The following is a 19,096-nucleotide window of genomic DNA, read 5'->3' as shown; positions in this document are numbered from 1 at the left end:
CTGATGACAAATTCATTATAAAAAAAACTCGCTATAATTAACTGTATCAGCAGTATACATAAGACAAGAGCATAATGAACAATTTTCCTCTATTTAAAATTCAGAAATTTTGAAAAACTATTATTTTTTTCCATAAGAGCACATATTTAAAACTATTTTACAGACAACACAAATAAAACGACGCAGTTTTTGAATGAATGAATTCCATATAATTTAATTGTCAGATAAATTGTCAAAAAAAACTGACTGCAAAAATACCGACATCATTCCACAAAATATCTATATATACTTCGATATAAATCTCAATGTTGTAGATTTTTTTCTAAAAAAAGTATTAATCTTCGTACTGCCCAACTTTATTTACGCTCACAACGCCAAAATCCTCTGGTCTCTTTTGGAATTACACCACAATTCTTTTCGTCGGTTTTCAGGCCATTGTTTAGAAAAAATTACTGAAATTTGCAATCGTCCCAAAAAATGAAGCTGAATTATGAAATTATGTATTGCCGAAAAGCCAAGTGTTGCCCGAGATATTGCCAAAGTTTTAGGTGCAGATATACCAAAACAGGGCTATTTTGAAGGAAACGGTTATTGGGTAACCTGGACTTTTGGACATTTTTGTACGCTGAAAGAACCACATGATTATGGCGCACATTTAAAATCTTGGGCACTTTTTAATCTTCCCATTATTCCCGATCCTTTTGGGATCAAACTCATTACCAATCCTGGAGTTGAAAAGCAGTTTCATACGATAGAAAAATTAGTTACCGATTGTGATGAAGTGATTAATTGTGGTGATGCAGGACAAGAAGGCGAACTTATTCAACGCTGGGTTTTGCAAAAAGCGAAATGCAAAAAACCCATGAAAAGACTTTGGATCTCCTCTTTGACCGAAGAAGCCATCAAAGAAGGTTTTGCAAACTTAAAACCTGCAGAAGATTATCAAAATCTTTATTTGGCAGGAAATGCAAGAGCAATTGGCGACTGGCTTTTAGGAATCAATGCGACGCGATTATTCACGAAAAAATTTGGCGGAAATAAAACGGTACTTTCGATCGGTCGGGTTCAAACACCGACTTTAGCGATGTTGGTTCAAAGACAAAAAGAAATTGACGCTTTTTCCACAGAAGAATACTGGGAATTGAAAACCAATTACCGCGACGTTCTTTTCACGGCCGCAATCGACCGTCTAAAGACTAAAGAAAAAGCCGAAAAAGGATTGGAATATTTAAAGCAAAACCTTTTCGAAATCATTTCTTTTGAAATTAAAGAAGGAAAAGAGAAAAACCCCCGACTTTTTGATTTGACCGCTTTACAGGTAGAAGCCAACAGAAAATTTGGATACTCCGCAGAGAATACGCTCAAATATATTCAAAGTTTATACGAGAAAAAACATACGACTTATCCGCGTGTTGATACCACTTACCTCTCGGAAAGTCTGCATCCGAAAATTGCCGGAATTCTTCAAAGCATGAATTTTTACCGGGAATTTACCGCACCTCTTTTGTCTCAACCCATTCCGAAATCGAAAACCGTTTTTGATGATGCGAAAGTAACCGATCACCACGCGATTATTCCGACCGAAATTCCGCCTTCTTCCAGTTTAAGCAGAGAAGAAAAACTCATTTATGATTTGGTGGCAAAAAGGTTTATCGCCGTTTTTTATCCGGAATGTAAAATTTCCAATACTTTGGTGGAAGGACAAGTTGGAACGATTCCTTTTAAAGCTTCGGGGCGTCAGATTTTAGAATTAGGATGGCGTGAACTGTATGTAAAAGACAAAAAAGAGGAACCCGAAAAAAAGGAAAAAGACGAAGAACAAACCATTCCCGAATTTAAAGCCGGCGAAAAAGGACCGCATAAACCTTTAATTCATCAGGGAAAAACCAGTCCGCCAAAACCTTATACCGAAGCAACTTTACTTCGCGCGATGGAAACTGCAGGAAAACAAGTCGATGATGAAGAACTGCGGGAAATGATGAAAAATAACGGCATTGGAAGACCTTCCACGCGTGCAAATATCATCGAAACGCTTTTCAAAAGAAATTATATTGAGCGCAAGAAAAAAAATATTTTGGCCACTTCAACCGGAATTCAACTCATCGATGTGATTCAGGATGAATTGCTGAAAAGTCCGGAATTAACGGGAGAATGGGAATTTAAACTCCGAAAAATTGAGCGTGGAGAATATGATGCTTCTCAATTTAAGGAAGAACTGATCACGATGGTGACGAATTTAACCCGAAACGTCATCAACGAAAAAGCACAGGTCATTTCGATTCAGGAAGAAATTCAAACCAAAGAAAAAAAAGAAGCCGTTCCGCGAAAAATTTTAGCGATAATTTGGGAAGAAACACAATGCCCGAAATGCAAAGAAAGCAAGCTAATGAAAGGTAAAACCGCGATCGGTTGTTCTAATTTTAAAGGTTGCGGATTTAAAATTCCATTTATCGTTTTCGGCAAAAAACTCACCGAAAAACAAATTCAGGATTTGATCATGAAAGGGAAATCTTCGAAACTGAAAGGTTTTACAGAACATCCGGAAAGTTTATCAGAAGGCGTTTTAAAATTAACACCTGATTGTATTCCCGACCTTACAAGTGATTAACAGAAGTTTTCCCAAATAAATTGAAAATATTACCTTTGCATCCAATCAGATTAAGGTAAAATGAAGCCTTATCATTTACAATTTTAATAGGAGCATGTAGAAATCCTCCATAACATTACGGTCATGACAATAGACAAAAATCACGTAGTAGCGTTACAATACACGCTAAATCAAATCGAAGAAAACGGTGAAAAAACGTTCGTAGAACAAACAACTGCTGATCAACCTTTCACTTTTTTATATGGTGTTGGAATGATGTTGCCGAAATTTGAAGAACAACTTCTTGGAATGGTTGCAGGAGATAAAAAATCTTTCACCATCGTTCCAGAAGACGGTTACGGCGACAGAGACGACAACGCAAAAACGGAATTACCCGTAGAAATGTTTGAAGAATCCGGAATGCCTCCAATCGGCGCAATTTTACCCTTGCAAGATGGACAAGGAAATCATGTAAACGCTATGGTTCTGGAAATTACTCCAGAATTTGTAGTGGTAGATCTGAACCATCCAATGGCTGGAAAAACTTTGCATTTTGATCTGGAAGTACAATCAACCCGTCCTGCAACGGAAGAGGAATTGGATCATGGTCACGCTCATGGAATTGATGGGCACGAAGCTCATTAATTTAACATTAATAAGAACTAAAAGCTGCGATTTTTTCGTGGCTTTTTTGTTTTCTATCATTAAATTAATCACCATTCACAGAACCAAGTCGCAATAAATCTCGTATTTTTAAACATGCAAAAAATTATTTACCTTGGATTCGGAATTTTAATGATGATGAGTTGTACCTCTATGAAACATAAAGATGTTGTTTACGGACACTCCAAAAACAAAGAAGATTTGAAGCTCAATATTTTTGTTCCGAAGTATTCTGAAAACAAAAAACTTCCCGTTTTGGTCTTTGTCCATGGTGGAAACTGGAACAGCGGCGATAAAAATACCTACGGATTTTTCGGTCGAAATTTTTCAAAAAAAGACGTGATCACCGTCATTCCATCTTATACTTTGAGTCCAAAAGCGAATGTTGATGAAATGACAAGGGAAATTTCGGAGGCCCTAAAATGGGTTCAAAAAAATATCCAAAATTACAATGGTGATGCAAAAAATCTTTTCGTGACGGGACATTCTGCGGGTGGACAATTGGTTGCGAATGCAGTTTTGAACCCTAAATTTGGCATCGACACAAAATCGATTTCCGGAATTATTCTCAATGATGCGGCCGGAATTGACATGAAAGATTATCTGGAAAAAAATCCGCCCACTTCTGAAGATGATTATTTGACGACTTGGAGCAACGATCCGAAAAACTGGTATCAAGCTTCACCCATTCATTTTCTGGATCAAAATTCGCCTCCGTTTTTAATTTATGTCGGTTCCAAAACCTATCAATCGATTAAAACAGCCAACGAACATTTTGTTACGAAATTGAATGAATTTCAGCCGAAAGTAAAGCCAATCATTATTAATAAAGGTCATATTCCAATGGTTCTGCAATATTTCTTTCCGTGGAATAAACGATCAACGGAAATTGTAGATTTCATGCAAAAAAATAAAAAGTAGCTTATAAAATCATCCAGAAAGTACTTCCTTCGTTCGGTTTGCTTTCTAGACCGATTTCGCCGCCTTGCTTTTCGATGAAATTTTTGCTGATCGCCAAACCTAAACCGGTTCCGTTCTGAAAATCTTCGGGCACCTGAAAGTAGCGGTCAAAAACTTTGGAATGGTATTTCGAATCGATTCCTTTTCCAAAATCCTGTACAGAAAATTTAATTTGATCGGAAATATTTTCGGTTTTAATGATGATTTTTTTTCCAACTTCAGAATGTTTGATGGCATTGGTTAGAAAATTATTGAGCACCCAAACTGTTTTATCAAAATCTGCTTTAATGGTTGAATTTTCTTCATTATTAATCTCAGTTTCGATCTGGATTTCTTTATTTTCTGCAACAATGAGATTATTGGAAACGGCTTTTTTGACCAACTCAGAAACCTTGCAATCCTGAATATTTAAGCGGATATTTCCACTTTCAGCCTGAGATAAATTCAAGAGTTCTCCCGTGATATTCAATAATCGGTCGCCATCTTCGTCGATGCTTTTGAGGAGTTCTTTTTGCTGCTCATTCAATGTTCCAAATTTTTCATTTTTGAGCAATTGCGTTCCCATTTTCATGGAGGAAATCGGGGTTTTTAATTCGTGAGAGACGGTCGCGATAAAGTTGGTTTTCGCAAAATCGAGTTCTTTATGAGCCGTAACATTTCTTAACAAGATGACTTTTCCCGCGTCTTTTTTCGTGGTTTCTCCGGTTGGAATAATACTGATCGGAATAATTTCCTGTTCGAAATAACTTTCTTTTTGATCGGCAAAAATTTTCATCGGAGCTTCTGATTTTTCTTCCAGAGAAGCATTTCGAAGCAATTCCCGCAACAGATCATTATTTACCGCGATCTCTGAAGCGGTTTTTCCCACCAGATCTTCCCGGATCAATCCCGAAATTTTCAGGGCTTCTTCATTAATAAAGTTGATCTGATTATTTTCATCCAAACCAATCACCGGATCGTGCATATTGGCGATGAGCATTTCCACGCGCTTTTTATCCATCAACTGTTTCGACAAACTGCTGCTTTGGTATTCCTCCAGTTTTTCCGCCATGGAATTAAAGGAATTCGCGAGATCTTCAAATTCTGTGCTTCCTTTAAAATGAATGCGTTCGTGGTAATTTTTATTCGCGATCTGTTTGATACTTTCGGTCAATTCCCGGATCGGACGGGAAATATTTCCAGGCAAATTAAAAAGCAACGTAAACGCTATTAAAAAACACACACTTCCCAAAGAAATCACCCAAGTTGTCGCGGATTGCGAGGTTGCAATCGCAGTATCACTTTTCTGCACAATCGCACTCATATTCAATCGCATCACTTCTACCAAATCATTTCGGATGAGTTTTTCGGTTTCAGAATTCGGGTTTTGCTGAAAATTTTGAAAATGGGTTCTTAAACTTTGGTACGCGTCAGCTTCGCCAATTTCCGTAAGATTTTTACCTTCTAAAACTAAATTATTTTTAAAGATTTCAGTTTGCGTACTGTCTTCGGCAATTTTATCCAAAGCCAACATCATGTTTTTGGAATATTCCAAAGAGTTGTAATTGGCGATTAGAATTTTTTCGGTATCCGATTTTTGTTTATAAATATTGATGGCACTTACGACGGAAAGCAGAACGATCATTAGGAATAAAAGTCCGACACCGAGCGTCAGTTTGGTTTTAATTTTCATGCGGAAGAAATTAAATCAGAAAAATAATTTTGATACATTTTTTTTAAAAATAACAGAGACAAATTTAAGACAGAATAATGATATCCACCTTTTCATTCATCATCACATTGACAAAGTTATGAAACCAATTGAGGCGGAAAAACTGCTGAAAAAAATTATGATGCGGTTTCCCGATACAGACCGTGGTTATTTTATTCTCCTGAACAAAATCGAGAATCGCCCCGGAAATCGAGTTACCCGTTTTCTTCACCACTTGAGCGCCCATTTCCTGTGCAAAATTTAAATTATTGATCAGAAATCTTTGCTTATCCAAAGCAATTTTATCTGGATTTTCTTTCGGAATCTGCACGTATAAAACCGTCCATCTGCTGTTGTAATAACTCGCCAATCTTGCGGTTTTTCGAATGACGGCTTTTGCTGTTTTTTCGTTGCTGCTGATACAGGCAAGAAATTTTTCGGGACGCGTGTGGACCGATTTCGTGACTTCGGTTTCTACTTTTTTCTCCACATGAGTTGCAACTTCCTTTAAAGCCAACTCGCGCAATTGAAGAATATGATCGCTTTTAAAGAAGTTTTTCAGTGAGGTTTCAATTTTATCCTGAGGATAAATTTTTCCTTCTTTCAAACGGGAAATGAGTTCATCTGCGGTCAAATCGATATTCACAACCTCATCGGCAAGCGCCAGAATTTTATCGGGAACTCTTTCTGTGACTTCAATTCCGATGATATTTTTAACGCTTTCGTTCAGACTTTCGATGTGCTGAATATTGATGGCACTAATAACATTGATTCCGGCTTCCAGAATTTCCAAAACATCCTGCCATCTTTTTCTGTTCGTGCTTCCTTCCACATTCGTGTGCGCCAATTCATCCACGATCACAATTTCGGGATGATCATTGATGATGGCACGAACATCCATTTCTTCTAAATATTTCCCTTTGTAGAAAATCGATTTTCTGGGAATGGTGGGAATTCCAGCGACCAAAGCAATCGTTTCTGCACGAAGATGCGGTTCGATGTACCCGATTTTAATATCAATTCCATGCTCCAACACAGCGTGTGCTTCCTGCAACATTCGGTAGGTTTTTCCCACACCTGCGCTCATTCCAATGTAGATCTTGAATTTTCCGCGTTTGGATTTCTGAATAAGTTCGAGGAAATGTTCGGCTGAAGACATGGTTTTAAACTTTACTATTTAAATTATTTGAGGAACATGTTGTAACTTTTTTTAACCACAAAGTCACAAAAGTTAAATGCTTTAAGAGTTGAAATTCAAGTTCACAAAATAGAAAATCTGTCGATTTTCATTGCTGCAGTTTAATTTTTACTTTCTATTTTTTAGTAAATCAAATCTTTGTGACTTTGTGGTTTATAAATTCAGTTTCAAAACCAGGCAGAAAGACTTGTGGTGATAAAGAAGTTTTTACTTTTCTCCATGTTGTCTTTCATAAAGATCGCATCTTTTGAAGAAAAACCTCTGGCTTCCGTTCGCCATAAAATATTTTTATGAATTTCATGATCCACATTCAAAGAATACCCAAAAGTTTGAAATCCGTTTGGTGTTGAAGTTCCGATGATCACGCCTTTTTCATCGTTGTAATACTCTACTCTTCCACCGATTTTTGTTTGATCATTAATGGAATATCTCAACAATAGATTGGGAGAATACCAAACATTATATTTTTCGCTTCCTTTCGCATTTTGTTCGGCTCCAACGTCGAAACCTGCAATTCCGGACCATTTTTCTCCGAGATTAAAGTTAGCGTATAAATCATGAAAATAGCGCATTTTTTTCTCCTCCGTCGGTTTATCATTTCCGACAAAAGAACTGCTGTTTAAGCTGAAATCATCCGAAAATTTATAGGTGATCTGATGCCCGAAAGCCAAAGTCTGATTTCCTTCTACACGTGCAATTCTTTGCCAACCGTTTAAAACCAAACCGCTCAAAAATAACTGTCCGTTATCTGAGGTATAAGAAATTTTTGCACCTGTTTCAAAATAAGGGGAATTTTCGGCGGCTAAACTTCGGGTCAAATTCATATTGTCTTTTCCAATGGCACTTTCCCAACCAATGTGAGACGGCATAATTCCCGCGTCGATCCAGATATTTTTAGTTTTAGAAATTTTGAAACCGATATTGGCTTCGTTGATGAGTTTTAGCGCGTCCTGTTCCGCTGAAAGATTATCCTGGGCGTAAGTTCCGGCCATTAAAGCCAGGTTTGCCCGCATATTTTCAGTTGAATAGTTCGCTTTTACCAATCCTAAATTCAAATTAAATTCGTTGTGACGGTTGTATGTATATAAAAATGGTTGACGAATGTGATTGTCGGGTTGATTGAGATCATAGGAATAAAAGATTTCTGCGTAACCGGAAAAAGTTACTTTTGGCGCGGCAGTTTCTGTTGCTTCTTGCGCATTAAAAATTCCGAAAGCCAATATTGAGGCTGATAAAATTAATTTTTTCATTAGTGAAAAAGGATATTAAAGTTTATTTTAAACCGCATTCCGATAATTATCGGAAGTCACAAAAGTTTTTTTTTTAAATAAGTTTGTCAAAAGTCTGCAAAAGGATTATGCAATTACATTTTGACAACTTTTGAAAATCCAGATTTACACTTTTCTCTTTTGTCTCTTTTGTCTCTTCCGATAATTATCGGAATGCGGTTTAAAGAATAGTTTTTTGTTAAATTTACTTAAGATTTTCTAAAGCTGCATTGAGTTTCAGCACATTTACTTTTTGGGGTGCGAAGAAAACGATGTTCTCGTCTGAAGCGTTTTGTGCGATCAGTTCCTTCACTTTTTCGGTGGAAATATTCCTGGCTTTTGCGACGCGGTCGATTTGAAATTCTGCTGCCTGTACGGAAATATTCGGATCCAATCCACTTCCACTTGCGGTGATGAGATCTACCGGAATTTTCACTTCCGTCATGGTTGGATTTTGAATTAAAAGCGTGTCGATTCTTTTTTGAACATCCGCTAAATATTCCGGATTGTTGGGACCTTTGTTACTTCCACCACTTCCTGCAGCATTGTAATTAACCGCAGAAGGTCGGCCGTGAAAATATTGCGGAAGCGAAAATTGTTGACCGATATTCGCGTATTGTTTTTTCCCATTAATGGTGATTTGTTCGCCTAAACCTTTTTCGGGAGTTATTTTTGCGATTCCGAAAACGAATAAGGTATAAACTCCGATTACTGAGACCATTCCTAAAGTCAGTACGATGGCTGGTCTGATATATTTTTTCATTATTTTTAGATTAAAATTTTAATAATTACATAAAAAACGTCACCAAAAGATCGATCAATTTAATTCCGATAAATGGTACGATAATACCGCCCAAACCGTAGATCAAAAGGTTTCTGCGCAATAATGCACTTGCACCGATCGGTTTGTATTCGACGCCTTTTAAAGCAAGCGGAATTAAAAACGGAATGATGATCGCATTGAAAATTACAGCGGATAAAATTGCGCTCTGCGGACTGTGCAAATTCATGATATTTAAAAACTGCAACGCCGGAATAAACGTGATAAACAGCGCCGGAATAATGGCAAAATATTTCGCAACATCATTGGCAATGGAGAACGTAGTTAAAGTTCCGCGCGTCATTAACAATTGTTTCCCGATCTCCACGATCTCTATTAATTTCGTTGGATCATTGTCGAGATCGACCATATTTCCGGCTTCTTTCGCAGCCTGGGTTCCGCTGTTCATCGCGACACCAACATCTGCCTGTGCTAAAGCCGGTGCGTCATTCGTTCCATCTCCCATCATGGCGACGAGTTTTCCGCTTTCCTGTTCGCGTTTGATGTAATTCATTTTATCTTCCGGTTTGGCTTCTGCGATGAAATCATCAACTCCTGCTTTTTCGGCGATAAATTTGGCGGTTAAAGGATTATCTCCCGTTACCATCACGGTTTTCACGCCCATTTTACGCAACCTTTGAAAACGTTCGTTCATTCCGGTTTTGATGATATCCTGAAGTTCGATAACGCCCATTACCAATCCATTTTTCAAAACAACCAACGGAGTTCCGCCATTGTTGGAGATCATTTTCACCGTTTCTTCCGTTTCTTTTGGAAAAACATTTCCGGCTTTTTCGGTCATTTGTTTAATGGAATCAAAAGCGCCTTTTCGGATCTCCGTTCCATTAAAATCGACTCCGGAACTTCTCGTTTCAGCGGTGAATTCAATAAATGTTGCATTTTCTACGATCAGACTTTCTTCGGGTAAATTAGCGAGTTCCAGAATTGATTTTCCTTCCGGCGTTTCGTCAGCGATTGAACTTAGTGCGGCAGATCTTATAAATTCTTCCATTGGAATTCCGGTTGCCGGATAAAATTCGGTGGCTTTTCTGTTTCCGATGGTAATTGTTCCTGTTTTATCTAAAAGCAAAACATCAATATCACCCGCAGTTTCCACGGCTTTTCCGGATTTTGTGATCACATTCGCTCGCAAAGCTCGATCCATTCCCGCAATTCCGATGGCGGAAAGTAATCCCCCAATTGTGGTGGGAATTAAACAAACGAAAAGGGAAATAAAAGCAGCGATCGTGATCGGCGTTTGGGAATAATCGGCGAATGGTTTTAAAGTCACCGTCACGATGATAAAAACCAAAGTAAATCCGGCCAATAAAATCGTCAAAGCAATTTCATTTGGTGTTTTTTGACGGCTTGCTCCTTCCACCAAAGCGATCATTTTGTCGAGAAAACTGTCGCCGGGTTTGGTATTTACTTTTACTTTAATTCGATCCGAAAGCACTTTTGTTCCTCCTGTAACGGAAGATTTATCGCCGCCTGCTTCCCGAATGACCGGTGCACTTTCTCCGGTGATCGCACTTTCGTCAATGGTCGCTAAACCTTCTATAATTTCGCCATCCATCGGAATTTGATCGCCTGCAACGCAAAGAAAAATATCTCCCAACTGCATTTGTGCAGACATTTTCTGAACGGTTTCCACCTCGAAGCCGCGTTTGTTTTCCAGAATTAATTTTGCCGGCGTTTCCTGTCTGGTTTTTCTTAAAGTATCGGCTTGTGCTTTTCCACGTGCTTCAGCGATGGCTTCGGCAAAATTGGCAAATAAAACGGTGAGGAAAAGCGTGATAAATATGGTGAAATTGTAGCCAAAACTTCCCTGACTTTTTTCTCCCATTAAAGTCCAAAGTGAAACCACGAGCATTACAACTGTACCGACTTCCACTAAAAACATGATCGGATTTTTGATCATTACACGTGGATCGAGTTTGATCAACGCCTGTTTCAGGGCTTCATTGACTAGATCTTTTTGAAAAAGACTTTGTGTATTTTTTGTATTCATTTCTTAATTATCAAAAATTATTTGGTGATCGATGTCAAATATTCTGCGATCGGTCCTAAAGTTAAGGCTGGAAAAAAGGCCAAAGCTGCGATGAGTAAAATCACGCCCAAAGTCATTAAACCAAAAGTCGGCGTATCTGTTTTTAAAGTTCCAGCACTTTCCGGGATGTATTTTTTCTGAGCCAAAAGTCCTGCAATCGCGACGGGTCCGATAATCGGTAGAAATCTTGCAAGAATTAAAACGATTCCAGTGGAAATATTCCACCAAGGTGTATTGTCGCCCAAACCTTCGAAACCAGAACCATTGTTTGCAGATGCGGACGTAAATTCATACAACATTTCACTAAAACCATGAAAGGAGGGATTATTCAAAGTTGAGGTTCCAAATTGTGGTTGATAAGCCGTTAAAGCTGTTCCTGCCAAAATTAAAAGCGGATGTAAAAGTGCGATTACCATTGCGATTTTCATTTCTTTCGCTTCAATTTTTTTGCCTAAAAATTCCGGTGTTCTTCCCACCATTAAACCTGAAATAAATACTGCCAGAATAATGAAGACGAGATAATTCAAAATTCCGACTCCAACTCCACCGTAGAAACAGTTGATCATCATTGCAAGCAACATGTTCATTCCGGAAAGTGGCATATAACTGTCGTGCATGGAATTTACAGAACCGGTAGAAATTACGGTCGTTGCAACGCTCCAATAAGCCGAAGCAGAACTGCCGAAGCGGATTTCTTTTCCTTCCATATTTCCGAGAGAAATATTGGCACCCATTTCCTGTAATGCAGGATTTCCACCATTTTCAAAAGCAACATTCATCGCCATTAAGGATAAAAATCCGATCGACATGACGGCAAAAATCGTCCAGCTTAATTTTCTTCTTTTAATAAAATAGCCAAAAGCAAAAACCAAAGCAAAAGGAATCAGCATTTGCGCAACCATCTCGGTGAAATTGCTAATGTAATTCGGGTTTTCAAAAGGATGCGCAGAATTGGTCCCAAAAAAGCCACCGCCATTGGTTCCCAAATGTTTAATTGCTACAAAAGCCGCAACGGGACCCGTAGAAACTTCAATATTTTTTCCTTCTAAATTCGTGATGGAATCTTTCCCATTAAAAGTCATCGGACTTCCGTTAAAAAGTAGAACTGTTCCTACAATAACAGCGATCGGAAGTAAAATTCTGGTGATCGATTTCGTAAAGAATACAAAAAAATTCCCTAAATTTTCAGTCGTTTTTTCTTTGAAAGCCACAAAAACGTGCGCAAGTGCAGCCATTCCTGTTGCTGCCGAAACGAACTGTAAAAACATCAAATACAATTGTCCGAAATAACTTAGTCCGCTTTCGCCGGAATAATGCTGTAAATTACAATTCACTATAAAGGAAATCGTTGTATTGAAAGCCAGATCTGCGCTCATTCCGGGATTGTTATCCGGATTTAAAGGCAACCAATTCTGGTTCATTAAAATAAACATTCCCATTAAAAACCAAACGAAGTTGATCGCCATTAAAGCCATCATATTTTGTTTCCAGTTCCAGCCTTTCAATGGGTCGATGCCTGAAAGTTTAAAAAATAATTTTTCAATTGGATCAAAAATAAAATCCAAAAAAGTTTTTTCGTGTCCGTAGACTTTAGCGATATATTTTCCGAGTGGAATTGCCAAAAGCAACGTGACTACGAACATGAGGACCAGTCCCAGTAATTCTATATTCATTATTAAAAGTTTAAAATTTTTCCGGTTTGATTAAGACGTAGCAGATGTATACAAATGCCGCGAGAGAAAGGATAAATAAGGTCCACATCGATTTAAATTTTATCAAAAAAGTTAATAGATTTGCCGAGAAGGAAGAAAATTCCGATTCCGAGCGCGAGTAAAATGAGCGTCAACATTGTTTTATATTTTTAAGGATTAAAGATTCTGTAAGTGATGCCGATAAAAAATATAAGACCAAAGAAAGCGGCGAGTAAATGCCAGGATTTCAGTCTTCTGTAATATTTCAATCTCCAGCTGTTCATTATTTCAATTTTTTAGGATTTGAGACCATAATGCCAAAAACAATTCCTCAATTATTTAAATAATTGAGGAATAAACATTTAAGTTGATTTTGACCCTTTTAAAAACTAAAAAAGCCTATCATTTTGATAGGCTTGATTCTCAAATTGAGAAGATTTGTGAAGGATTATTTTTTAACGCAAAGACGCAAAGTTTTTTTTTATGTTGTAATCACTGTTAATAGATAAAGGGCGCAAAGGCTTTTCACTTAACAGAGGCGAGAAAAACTTAATTAAATTATGCAACGAATTTTTGTTTTATAATCTGATATTGTCATGCTGAGGAACGAAGAATCTCAAAAGAGATTCTTCACTTCACTGCGCTTCGTTCAGAATGACAAAAGTTCACCTTATTTCATTCAGAATGACAAAAGATTTGTACAAAACTTAATTAAATTATGCAGTGAATTTTTGTTTTATAATCTGATATTGTCATGCTGAGGAACGAAGCATCTCTCATTGAAGAAAGAGATTCTTCACTTCACCTTGTTTCGTTCAGAATGACAAAAGATTTGTACAAAACTTAATTAAATTATGCAGTGAATTTTTGTTTTATAATCTGATAGTGTCATGCTGAGGAACGAAGCATCTCAAAAGAGATTCTTCACTTCGCTGCGCTTCGTTCAGAATGACAAAAGTTCACCTTAATTCATTCAGAATGACAAAAAATTTGTACAAAACTTAATTAAATTATGCAATAAATTTTTGTTTTATAATGTGATATTGTCTTGCTGAGGAACGAAGCATCTCAAAAGAGATTCTTCACTTCACTGCGTTTCGTTCAGAATGACAAAAGTTCACCTTGTTTCGTTCATAATGACAAAAGAAAAAAAATTATTTCATTTGATATTCCTCGAGTTTACGGTATAAAGTGGCGATTCCGATATCGAGCAATCTTGCGGCTTCGGCTTTATTGCCTTTGGTGTAATTTAAAACTTTGAGGATATGATGTTTTTCTACGGAGGACATGGCGAAAGAATTTCCACCTTCAGAATCAGGTACATTTTGGGCAGAAAGTTCACTATTTTCCATTAAAATGAGACTTCTTTCTAGCGTATTTTTAAGTTCACGGATATTTCCTTTCCAGGAATTATTTTCTAATTTTTTGTAAAAATCTTCATTAATGAGAACGTTTATTAAATTCATCTTCTTGGAAAACTGATCGATGTAAAACTTCGCCAGTTCCCGAATATCTTCTTTCCTTTCACGCAAAGGCGGCAAATGAATTTCGAAAACATTGAGACGGAAATAAAGATCTTCCCGGAAATTTCCGAGTCGGCTTTCTTCTTTTAAATCGCGATTCGTTGCAGCGATCAAACGGAAATTAGAATGAGAAATTTTGGTGTCGCCCATTTTAATGAATTCGCCGCTTTCCAGAACCCGCAACATTTTCGATTGCAATTCCAAAGGCATTTCACCGATTTCATCTAGAAACAAAGTTCCGTTTTGGGCTTCTTCGATCAAACCTTTTTTATCGGAAACGGCTCCCGTAAATGCCCCTTTTTTATGTCCGAACAGTTCACTTTCCAAGACGTCTTTTCCAAACGCCGAACAGTTGATCGCCATGAAATTTCCTTTTTTCCTGGAACTTTCCTGATGAATGGCGTTGGCAAAAACTTCTTTTCCAGTTCCGGTTTCGCCTGTTAATAAAACGGCAGTTTCGGTTCTGGAAACTTTTTCTGCAAGCATTTTAGAATAGAGAAAACTCTGGGATTTTCCGATGATGGTTGAAAAATTGATTTTCGTGGAAATTTTTTCCTGCTGAATATTTTCAACATTATCTTTTACTTTTTCCAAAGCTTTGGCAACGAGGGGAATTATTTTTTCGTTATCGTCTCCTTTCACAATATAATCGTAAGCGCCGTTTCGCATGGCTTGAACTCCATCCGGAATATTTCCGTATGCCGTCATCAAAATAATTTCGAGGTGCGGATATTTGGTCTTCATTTCTTTGACCAGATCAACGCCGAAAGCATCCGGTAATCGTACATCGCATAAAACCAGATCGATTTTATGTGTACTCAACATATTGATTCCTGACCGTGCAGTTGAAGCTTGAAAAACTTCGTACCCTTCATTGGAAATAATCATCCCGAGAAGTTTCAGCAATTTCAGTTCGTCGTCGATGATGAGGATGTTATTTTTCACAATGATGGGATCAATTGGCAGCAAATGTAATTATTTGTAATGAAATTGAGGCGTAAATTAGTCGCAGATGTACTTTCAGAACTTGGAAAAATTCAAAAAATCAGAAGCCATTAAAAAAAGTCCCAAAGTGAAAAATCACTTTGGGACATTTTATTTAAGCGGTTAAACCGACTTAACTTATTTCTGAAGTTTGTTCAATAATAGTTCAGCTACCTTTTCGGAGGACGCCGGGTTTTGTCCGGTGATCAACAATCCGTCTTCGATCGCATATTCTTCGAAATCTCCTTTTTTACTGTAGATTCCGCCGTTTTCTTTCAACATATCTTCCACTAAAAACGGAACAACATCCGTTAATTGTACCAAAGCTTCTTCAGTATTGGTAAATCCGGTCACGTTTTTACCTTTCACCAACGATTCTCCGTCTGTATTTTTCACATTTTTCAACGCTGCAGGTGCATGACATACGAAAGAAACCGGTTTATTGGACTGGTAAAAACTTTCGATCAGTTTTGCAGAATCTGCGCTTTCTGCAAGATCCCAAAGTGGTCCGTGACCGCCTGGATAAAATACGGCATCATAATCATCAGAAGAAACTTCCGCAAGGACGTGTGTTTTGCTTAATTTTTCCTGAAGTTCAGCATCCGCTTTAAATCTGATGGTAGCTTCGGTTTGATTTTCCGGTTTGTCGCTGGTTGGATCAATTGGTGGTTGACCGCCTTTTGGAGAAGCCAAAATAACGTCAACTCCTTTATTAACCAAATAGTAATAAGGTGCAGCAAATTCTTCGATCCAAAATCCGGTTTTCTCACCGGTGTTTCCTAACTGATCGTGGGAGGTTAAGACGAATAAAATTTTCATAATATTTTTTTTTAATTGTTAATTGTTAATTATTTAGTAGCTCATTTCGATAATTTTCTGAGCGTCGGTTGGCGTTAAAGTTTTGTGTTCTCCAAGTCCGTTCCACCCTCTTTCTATAAATCTTTCTGCAACCGTACTTCCGGTTTCAGAATAATTTTCGGTGTACTCTGATAATTTCAGATCGATGCCCAAAGATTTGAAAAACTCCTCGGTTTTGTTGATTCCAGCATGTGCTTTATCTTCTAAACTTCCTTCGGTAATATTCCAAACGCGTTCTGCGTATTGTGCCAGTTTTTCTTTCTTCGTCTCGAAATTATAGCGGTAATGATTTCCGGCTAAAATGGCTAAAGTTCTCGCATGATCAATTCCGTACATCGCCGTTAATTCGTGTCCCATGGAGTGAATTGCCCAATCTCCGGGAACGCCTTGCTGAATTAATCCGTTCAAAGCCATCGTACAACTCCACATAAAATTGGATGCCGCTTCATAATCGGAAGGATCTTTCATAATTGCAGGCGCTGTTTCTACCAAAGTCTGCATAATGCTTTCCGCAAAACGATCCTGTAATTTCGCTCCGATCGGATACGTCATGTATTGTTCCATTACGTGGGTAAAAGCGTCGGTAATTCCGTTTGCAATCTGACGTTCAGGAATTGATTTGATCACTTCCGGATCTAGAATAGAAAACTGAGGAAACATTCCCGGTCCGCCAAAAGCTAACTTTTCTTTGGTTTCTGCACGTGTAATTACTGAGCCGGAATTCATTTCAGAACCCGTTGCAGGAAGCGTTAAAACCGTTCCGAAAGGCATTCCTTCTGTTACGGGTTTTTTATTTGTTAATAATTCCCACGGCGTTTCTCCTTCATATAAAGCAGCAGCTGATAAAAATTTGGTTCCATCAATTACAGAACCGCCACCAACAGCTAAAAGATACGTGATATTTTCTTCTTTAATGACTTTCAAAGCGTCTACTAAAACGCTGTATTCAGGATTTGCAGGAATTCCGCCAAATTCCACGACTTCATAATCGGAAAGCGCTTTTTTAACCTGCTCATAAACTCCGTTTTTCATGATGCTTCCACCGCCGTAAAGCATTAAAATTTTTGCATCTGCCGGAATTTCTGTCGCCAGATTTTCGATTTGTCCTTTACCAAACAATATTTTTGTTGGATTTCTGTATTTAAAATTGTTCATCTTTTTAAATTAACTGTTTATATTTTTACGATCATTTTTCCATTATTTTTACCGTCGAAAAGGTCGATAAACGCTTGTGGAATATTTTCAAAACCTTCTACAATGGTTTCAGTAGAGGTTAATTTTCCCTCAGAAAGCCATTTCGATAAATGTTTGATTCCTTCCGGAAACTTTTCTGCATAATTGCTCACGATAAATCCCTGCATCAATGCACTTTTCTTAATGAGAAAATATTCAACACGCGGTCCGGTCAAAACGGAGGTGTCATTGTAAGCGGAAATCGCTCCACAGTTGATCACTCTTCCCAATCGGTTGATATTGGCATGAACTGCATCTGAAATTTCACCACCGACGTTATCGAAATAGACATCGACTCCATTCGGACAAGCTTCTGCGATTGCGTTGGTCATGTCTTCGGTCGTGTTATAATTAATGGCTTCATCGAAACCAATTTTAGATTTTAGCAAATCCACTTTTTCATCACTTCCCGCAATTCCTACGACGCGACAACCCATAATTTTTCCAATTTGACCAACAATACTTCCGACCGCACCTGCTGCGCCGGAAACAACGATCGTTTCGCCTTTTTGAGGTTTTCCAATTTCTGTAAGTCCGAAATAAGCGGTTAAACCCGTCATTCCCAAAACGCCGAGATAATTGGAAAGTGGCGCAACCGAATCGTCGATTTTTAAAAGATTTTCTCCGGTTGAAACCTGAAATTCCTTCCAGTTCAAAGCACCCGAAACGAAATCGCCAACTTTAAATTTTTCATTTTGAGATTCTGTCACTTCTGCAACAAGTCCGGAACCCATTAATTTTTGGAGTTCAAAAGGCGGAACGTAGGATTTTGCATCGCTCATTCTTCCACGCAAATAAGGATCTACAGACACGAATTTTGCTTTTAAAAGAATTTCTCCTTCTGTAATCTTCGGCATTTCTTCTTCTACCAATTTAAAATCGGAAAGTTGAGGTTTCCCAATCGGACGACTGTTTAGTATGATTGTTTTATTCATTATGCGATATTTTTATTGATTTAAAAAATTAATGATCAGTAAAAAACTGTTTACTTTTCTGTTTTAATGGCGTTCCAGGTTGCAGTGAAACTCTCCACTTTTCCAGCTTCATCCAAAGTGTAAATTCCTCTTTCCTGCATTCCTTGTAAAAAAGACAGCGGATAAACCGTGAAAGCATACAAAACATAGTCAGAAAGCGGTTTGATCACGCCTTCTTTCTTTCCTCTTGACCAAAGATCAAGCAAAGGCTGCAAATGTTTCAAACCTTCTATTCTAATGGCTTCTTCAATCATCGGACTGTTGTCGCACTGCGCTAAAAAATTAGATTCTTTGATCTGATTTAATTTGTAGTTTGCGATATTGAACCAGATGATTTCAAAACCATCTTTAACCGAAAGATTTTCACTGTACCCTTCAAAAGCTGCGGTGCTGAAATCTTCTTTTACTTCCAGATATAATTTGTTAACGAGATCCTGTTTGTTTTCGAAATAAAGATAAATCGTCGCGGGTGCAACTCCTGCAAGGTTTGCAATCTTAGACATTGGTGCATTGTGGAAACCATGATTGTTCACCAAAGTCAGCGTCGCATTGAGAAGCGCAGATCTCTTATTTGTAATTTTTTCTTTTTTCTCCATT

At 37.8% G+C, this 19,096-nt stretch carries 15 protein-coding genes; 3 read left to right on the top strand and 12 right to left on the bottom strand.

The window, feature by feature from the left end:
• The first annotated feature begins 490 nt into the window (after nt 1–490).
• From BW932_RS12545 to BW932_RS12535, 3 genes are all read left to right on the top strand, one after another.
• Nucleotides 491–2,608, top strand: a complete 2,118-nt coding sequence (locus tag BW932_RS12545) for a type IA DNA topoisomerase (RefSeq protein ID WP_076388104.1) — start codon at nt 491–493, stop codon at nt 2,606–2,608.
• Between the two features lie 123 nt (nt 2,609–2,731).
• Entirely contained in the window at nt 2,732–3,232 is a 501-nt protein-coding gene (locus tag BW932_RS12540; RefSeq protein WP_076388102.1) for an FKBP-type peptidyl-prolyl cis-trans isomerase, read from the top strand.
• A 114-nt stretch (nt 3,233–3,346) separates the two neighbouring features.
• Nucleotides 3,347–4,171 carry an alpha/beta hydrolase gene (locus BW932_RS12535; protein ID WP_076388100.1) on the top strand — a complete coding sequence of 275 codons (825 nt, stop codon included), beginning with the start codon at nt 3,347–3,349 and terminating at the stop codon, nt 4,169–4,171.
• Between the two features lies 1 nt (nt 4,172).
• Here BW932_RS12535 and BW932_RS12530 read toward each other — a convergent pair whose 3' ends face one another.
• From BW932_RS12530 to BW932_RS12480, 12 genes are all read right to left on the bottom strand, one after another.
• Nucleotides 4,173–5,882, bottom strand: coding sequence for an ATP-binding protein (locus BW932_RS12530; protein ID WP_076388098.1), 1,710 nt, complete (start codon nt 5,880–5,882; stop codon nt 4,173–4,175).
• Nucleotides 5,883–5,946: 64 nt separating this feature from the next.
• Nucleotides 5,947–7,059 (bottom strand): histidine kinase, encoded by a 1,113-nt coding sequence (locus BW932_RS12525; RefSeq protein WP_076388096.1) that lies wholly within the window; start codon nt 7,057–7,059, stop codon nt 5,947–5,949.
• A gap of 206 nt (nt 7,060–7,265) precedes the next feature.
• Entirely contained in the window at nt 7,266–8,348 is a 1,083-nt protein-coding gene (locus tag BW932_RS12520; RefSeq protein WP_076388094.1) for a porin, read from the bottom strand.
• 223 nt (nt 8,349–8,571) lie between these two features.
• Nucleotides 8,572–9,129, bottom strand: coding sequence for a potassium-transporting ATPase subunit KdpC (kdpC, locus tag BW932_RS12515; RefSeq protein ID WP_076388091.1), 558 nt, complete (start codon nt 9,127–9,129; stop codon nt 8,572–8,574).
• A 25-nt stretch (nt 9,130–9,154) separates the two neighbouring features.
• Complete coding sequence (kdpB, locus tag BW932_RS12510) at nt 9,155–11,197, bottom strand: potassium-transporting ATPase subunit KdpB (protein WP_076388089.1); 2,043 nt, start codon at nt 11,195–11,197, stop codon at nt 9,155–9,157.
• A 17-nt stretch (nt 11,198–11,214) separates the two neighbouring features.
• Nucleotides 11,215–12,909: a potassium-transporting ATPase subunit KdpA gene (kdpA, locus tag BW932_RS12505; RefSeq protein ID WP_076388087.1), complete on the bottom strand. Its 1,695-nt coding sequence runs from the start codon at nt 12,907–12,909 to the stop codon at nt 11,215–11,217.
• Between the two features lie 10 nt (nt 12,910–12,919).
• Entirely contained in the window at nt 12,920–12,997 is a 78-nt protein-coding gene (locus tag BW932_RS14500) for a potassium-transporting ATPase subunit F (RefSeq protein ID WP_143745561.1), read from the bottom strand.
• A 1,084-nt stretch (nt 12,998–14,081) separates the two neighbouring features.
• Complete coding sequence (locus BW932_RS12500) at nt 14,082–15,395, bottom strand: sigma-54-dependent transcriptional regulator (RefSeq protein WP_076388132.1); 1,314 nt, start codon at nt 15,393–15,395, stop codon at nt 14,082–14,084.
• Nucleotides 15,396–15,572: 177 nt separating this feature from the next.
• Nucleotides 15,573–16,253, bottom strand: coding sequence for a type 1 glutamine amidotransferase domain-containing protein (locus BW932_RS12495; RefSeq protein ID WP_076388085.1), 681 nt, complete (start codon nt 16,251–16,253; stop codon nt 15,573–15,575).
• Nucleotides 16,254–16,286: 33 nt separating this feature from the next.
• Complete coding sequence (locus tag BW932_RS12490; RefSeq protein WP_076388083.1) at nt 16,287–17,447, bottom strand: iron-containing alcohol dehydrogenase; 1,161 nt, start codon at nt 17,445–17,447, stop codon at nt 16,287–16,289.
• Nucleotides 17,448–17,464: 17 nt separating this feature from the next.
• Complete coding sequence (locus tag BW932_RS12485; RefSeq protein WP_076388081.1) at nt 17,465–18,460, bottom strand: NADP-dependent oxidoreductase; 996 nt, start codon at nt 18,458–18,460, stop codon at nt 17,465–17,467.
• 50 nt (nt 18,461–18,510) lie between these two features.
• Nucleotides 18,511–19,095: a TetR/AcrR family transcriptional regulator gene (locus BW932_RS12480; protein ID WP_076388079.1), complete on the bottom strand. Its 585-nt coding sequence runs from the start codon at nt 19,093–19,095 to the stop codon at nt 18,511–18,513.
• Nucleotide 19,096: the final 1 nt, after the last annotated feature.

The sequence above is a fragment of the Kaistella chaponensis genome, from assembly GCF_900156725.1.
GTDB lineage: Bacteria > Bacteroidota > Bacteroidia > Flavobacteriales > Weeksellaceae > Kaistella > Kaistella chaponensis.
Note: the sequence above shows the minus strand (reverse complement) of the source record. Positions and strands in the feature narration are given on the sequence as shown.

Coding starts and splice junctions, on each gene's coding strand:
- BW932_RS12545 (WP_076388104.1), top strand. CDS start 491: ATGAAATTATGTATTGCCGAAAAGCCAAGTGTTGCCCGAGATATTGCC.
- BW932_RS12540 (WP_076388102.1), top strand. CDS start 2,732: ATGACAATAGACAAAAATCACGTAGTAGCGTTACAATACACGCTAAAT.
- BW932_RS12535 (WP_076388100.1), top strand. CDS start 3,347: ATGCAAAAAATTATTTACCTTGGATTCGGAATTTTAATGATGATGAGT.
- BW932_RS12530 (WP_076388098.1), bottom strand. CDS start 5,882: ATGAAAATTAAAACCAAACTGACGCTCGGTGTCGGACTTTTATTCCTA.
- BW932_RS12525 (WP_076388096.1), bottom strand. CDS start 7,059: ATGTCTTCAGCCGAACATTTCCTCGAACTTATTCAGAAATCCAAACGC.
- BW932_RS12520 (WP_076388094.1), bottom strand. CDS start 8,348: ATGAAAAAATTAATTTTATCAGCCTCAATATTGGCTTTCGGAATTTTT.
- kdpC (WP_076388091.1), bottom strand. CDS start 9,129: ATGAAAAAATATATCAGACCAGCCATCGTACTGACTTTAGGAATGGTC.
- kdpB (WP_076388089.1), bottom strand. CDS start 11,197: ATGAATACAAAAAATACACAAAGTCTTTTTCAAAAAGATCTAGTCAAT.
- kdpA (WP_076388087.1), bottom strand. CDS start 12,909: ATGAATATAGAATTACTGGGACTGGTCCTCATGTTCGTAGTCACGTTG.
- BW932_RS14500 (WP_143745561.1), bottom strand. CDS start 12,997: ATGTGGACCTTATTTATCCTTTCTCTCGCGGCATTTGTATACATCTGC.
- BW932_RS12495 (WP_076388085.1), bottom strand. CDS start 16,253: ATGAAAATTTTATTCGTCTTAACCTCCCACGATCAGTTAGGAAACACC.
- BW932_RS12490 (WP_076388083.1), bottom strand. CDS start 17,447: ATGAACAATTTTAAATACAGAAATCCAACAAAAATATTGTTTGGTAAA.
- BW932_RS12485 (WP_076388081.1), bottom strand. CDS start 18,460: ATGAATAAAACAATCATACTAAACAGTCGTCCGATTGGGAAACCTCAA.
- BW932_RS12480 (WP_076388079.1), bottom strand. CDS start 19,095: ATGGAGAAAAAAGAAAAAATTACAAATAAGAGATCTGCGCTTCTCAAT.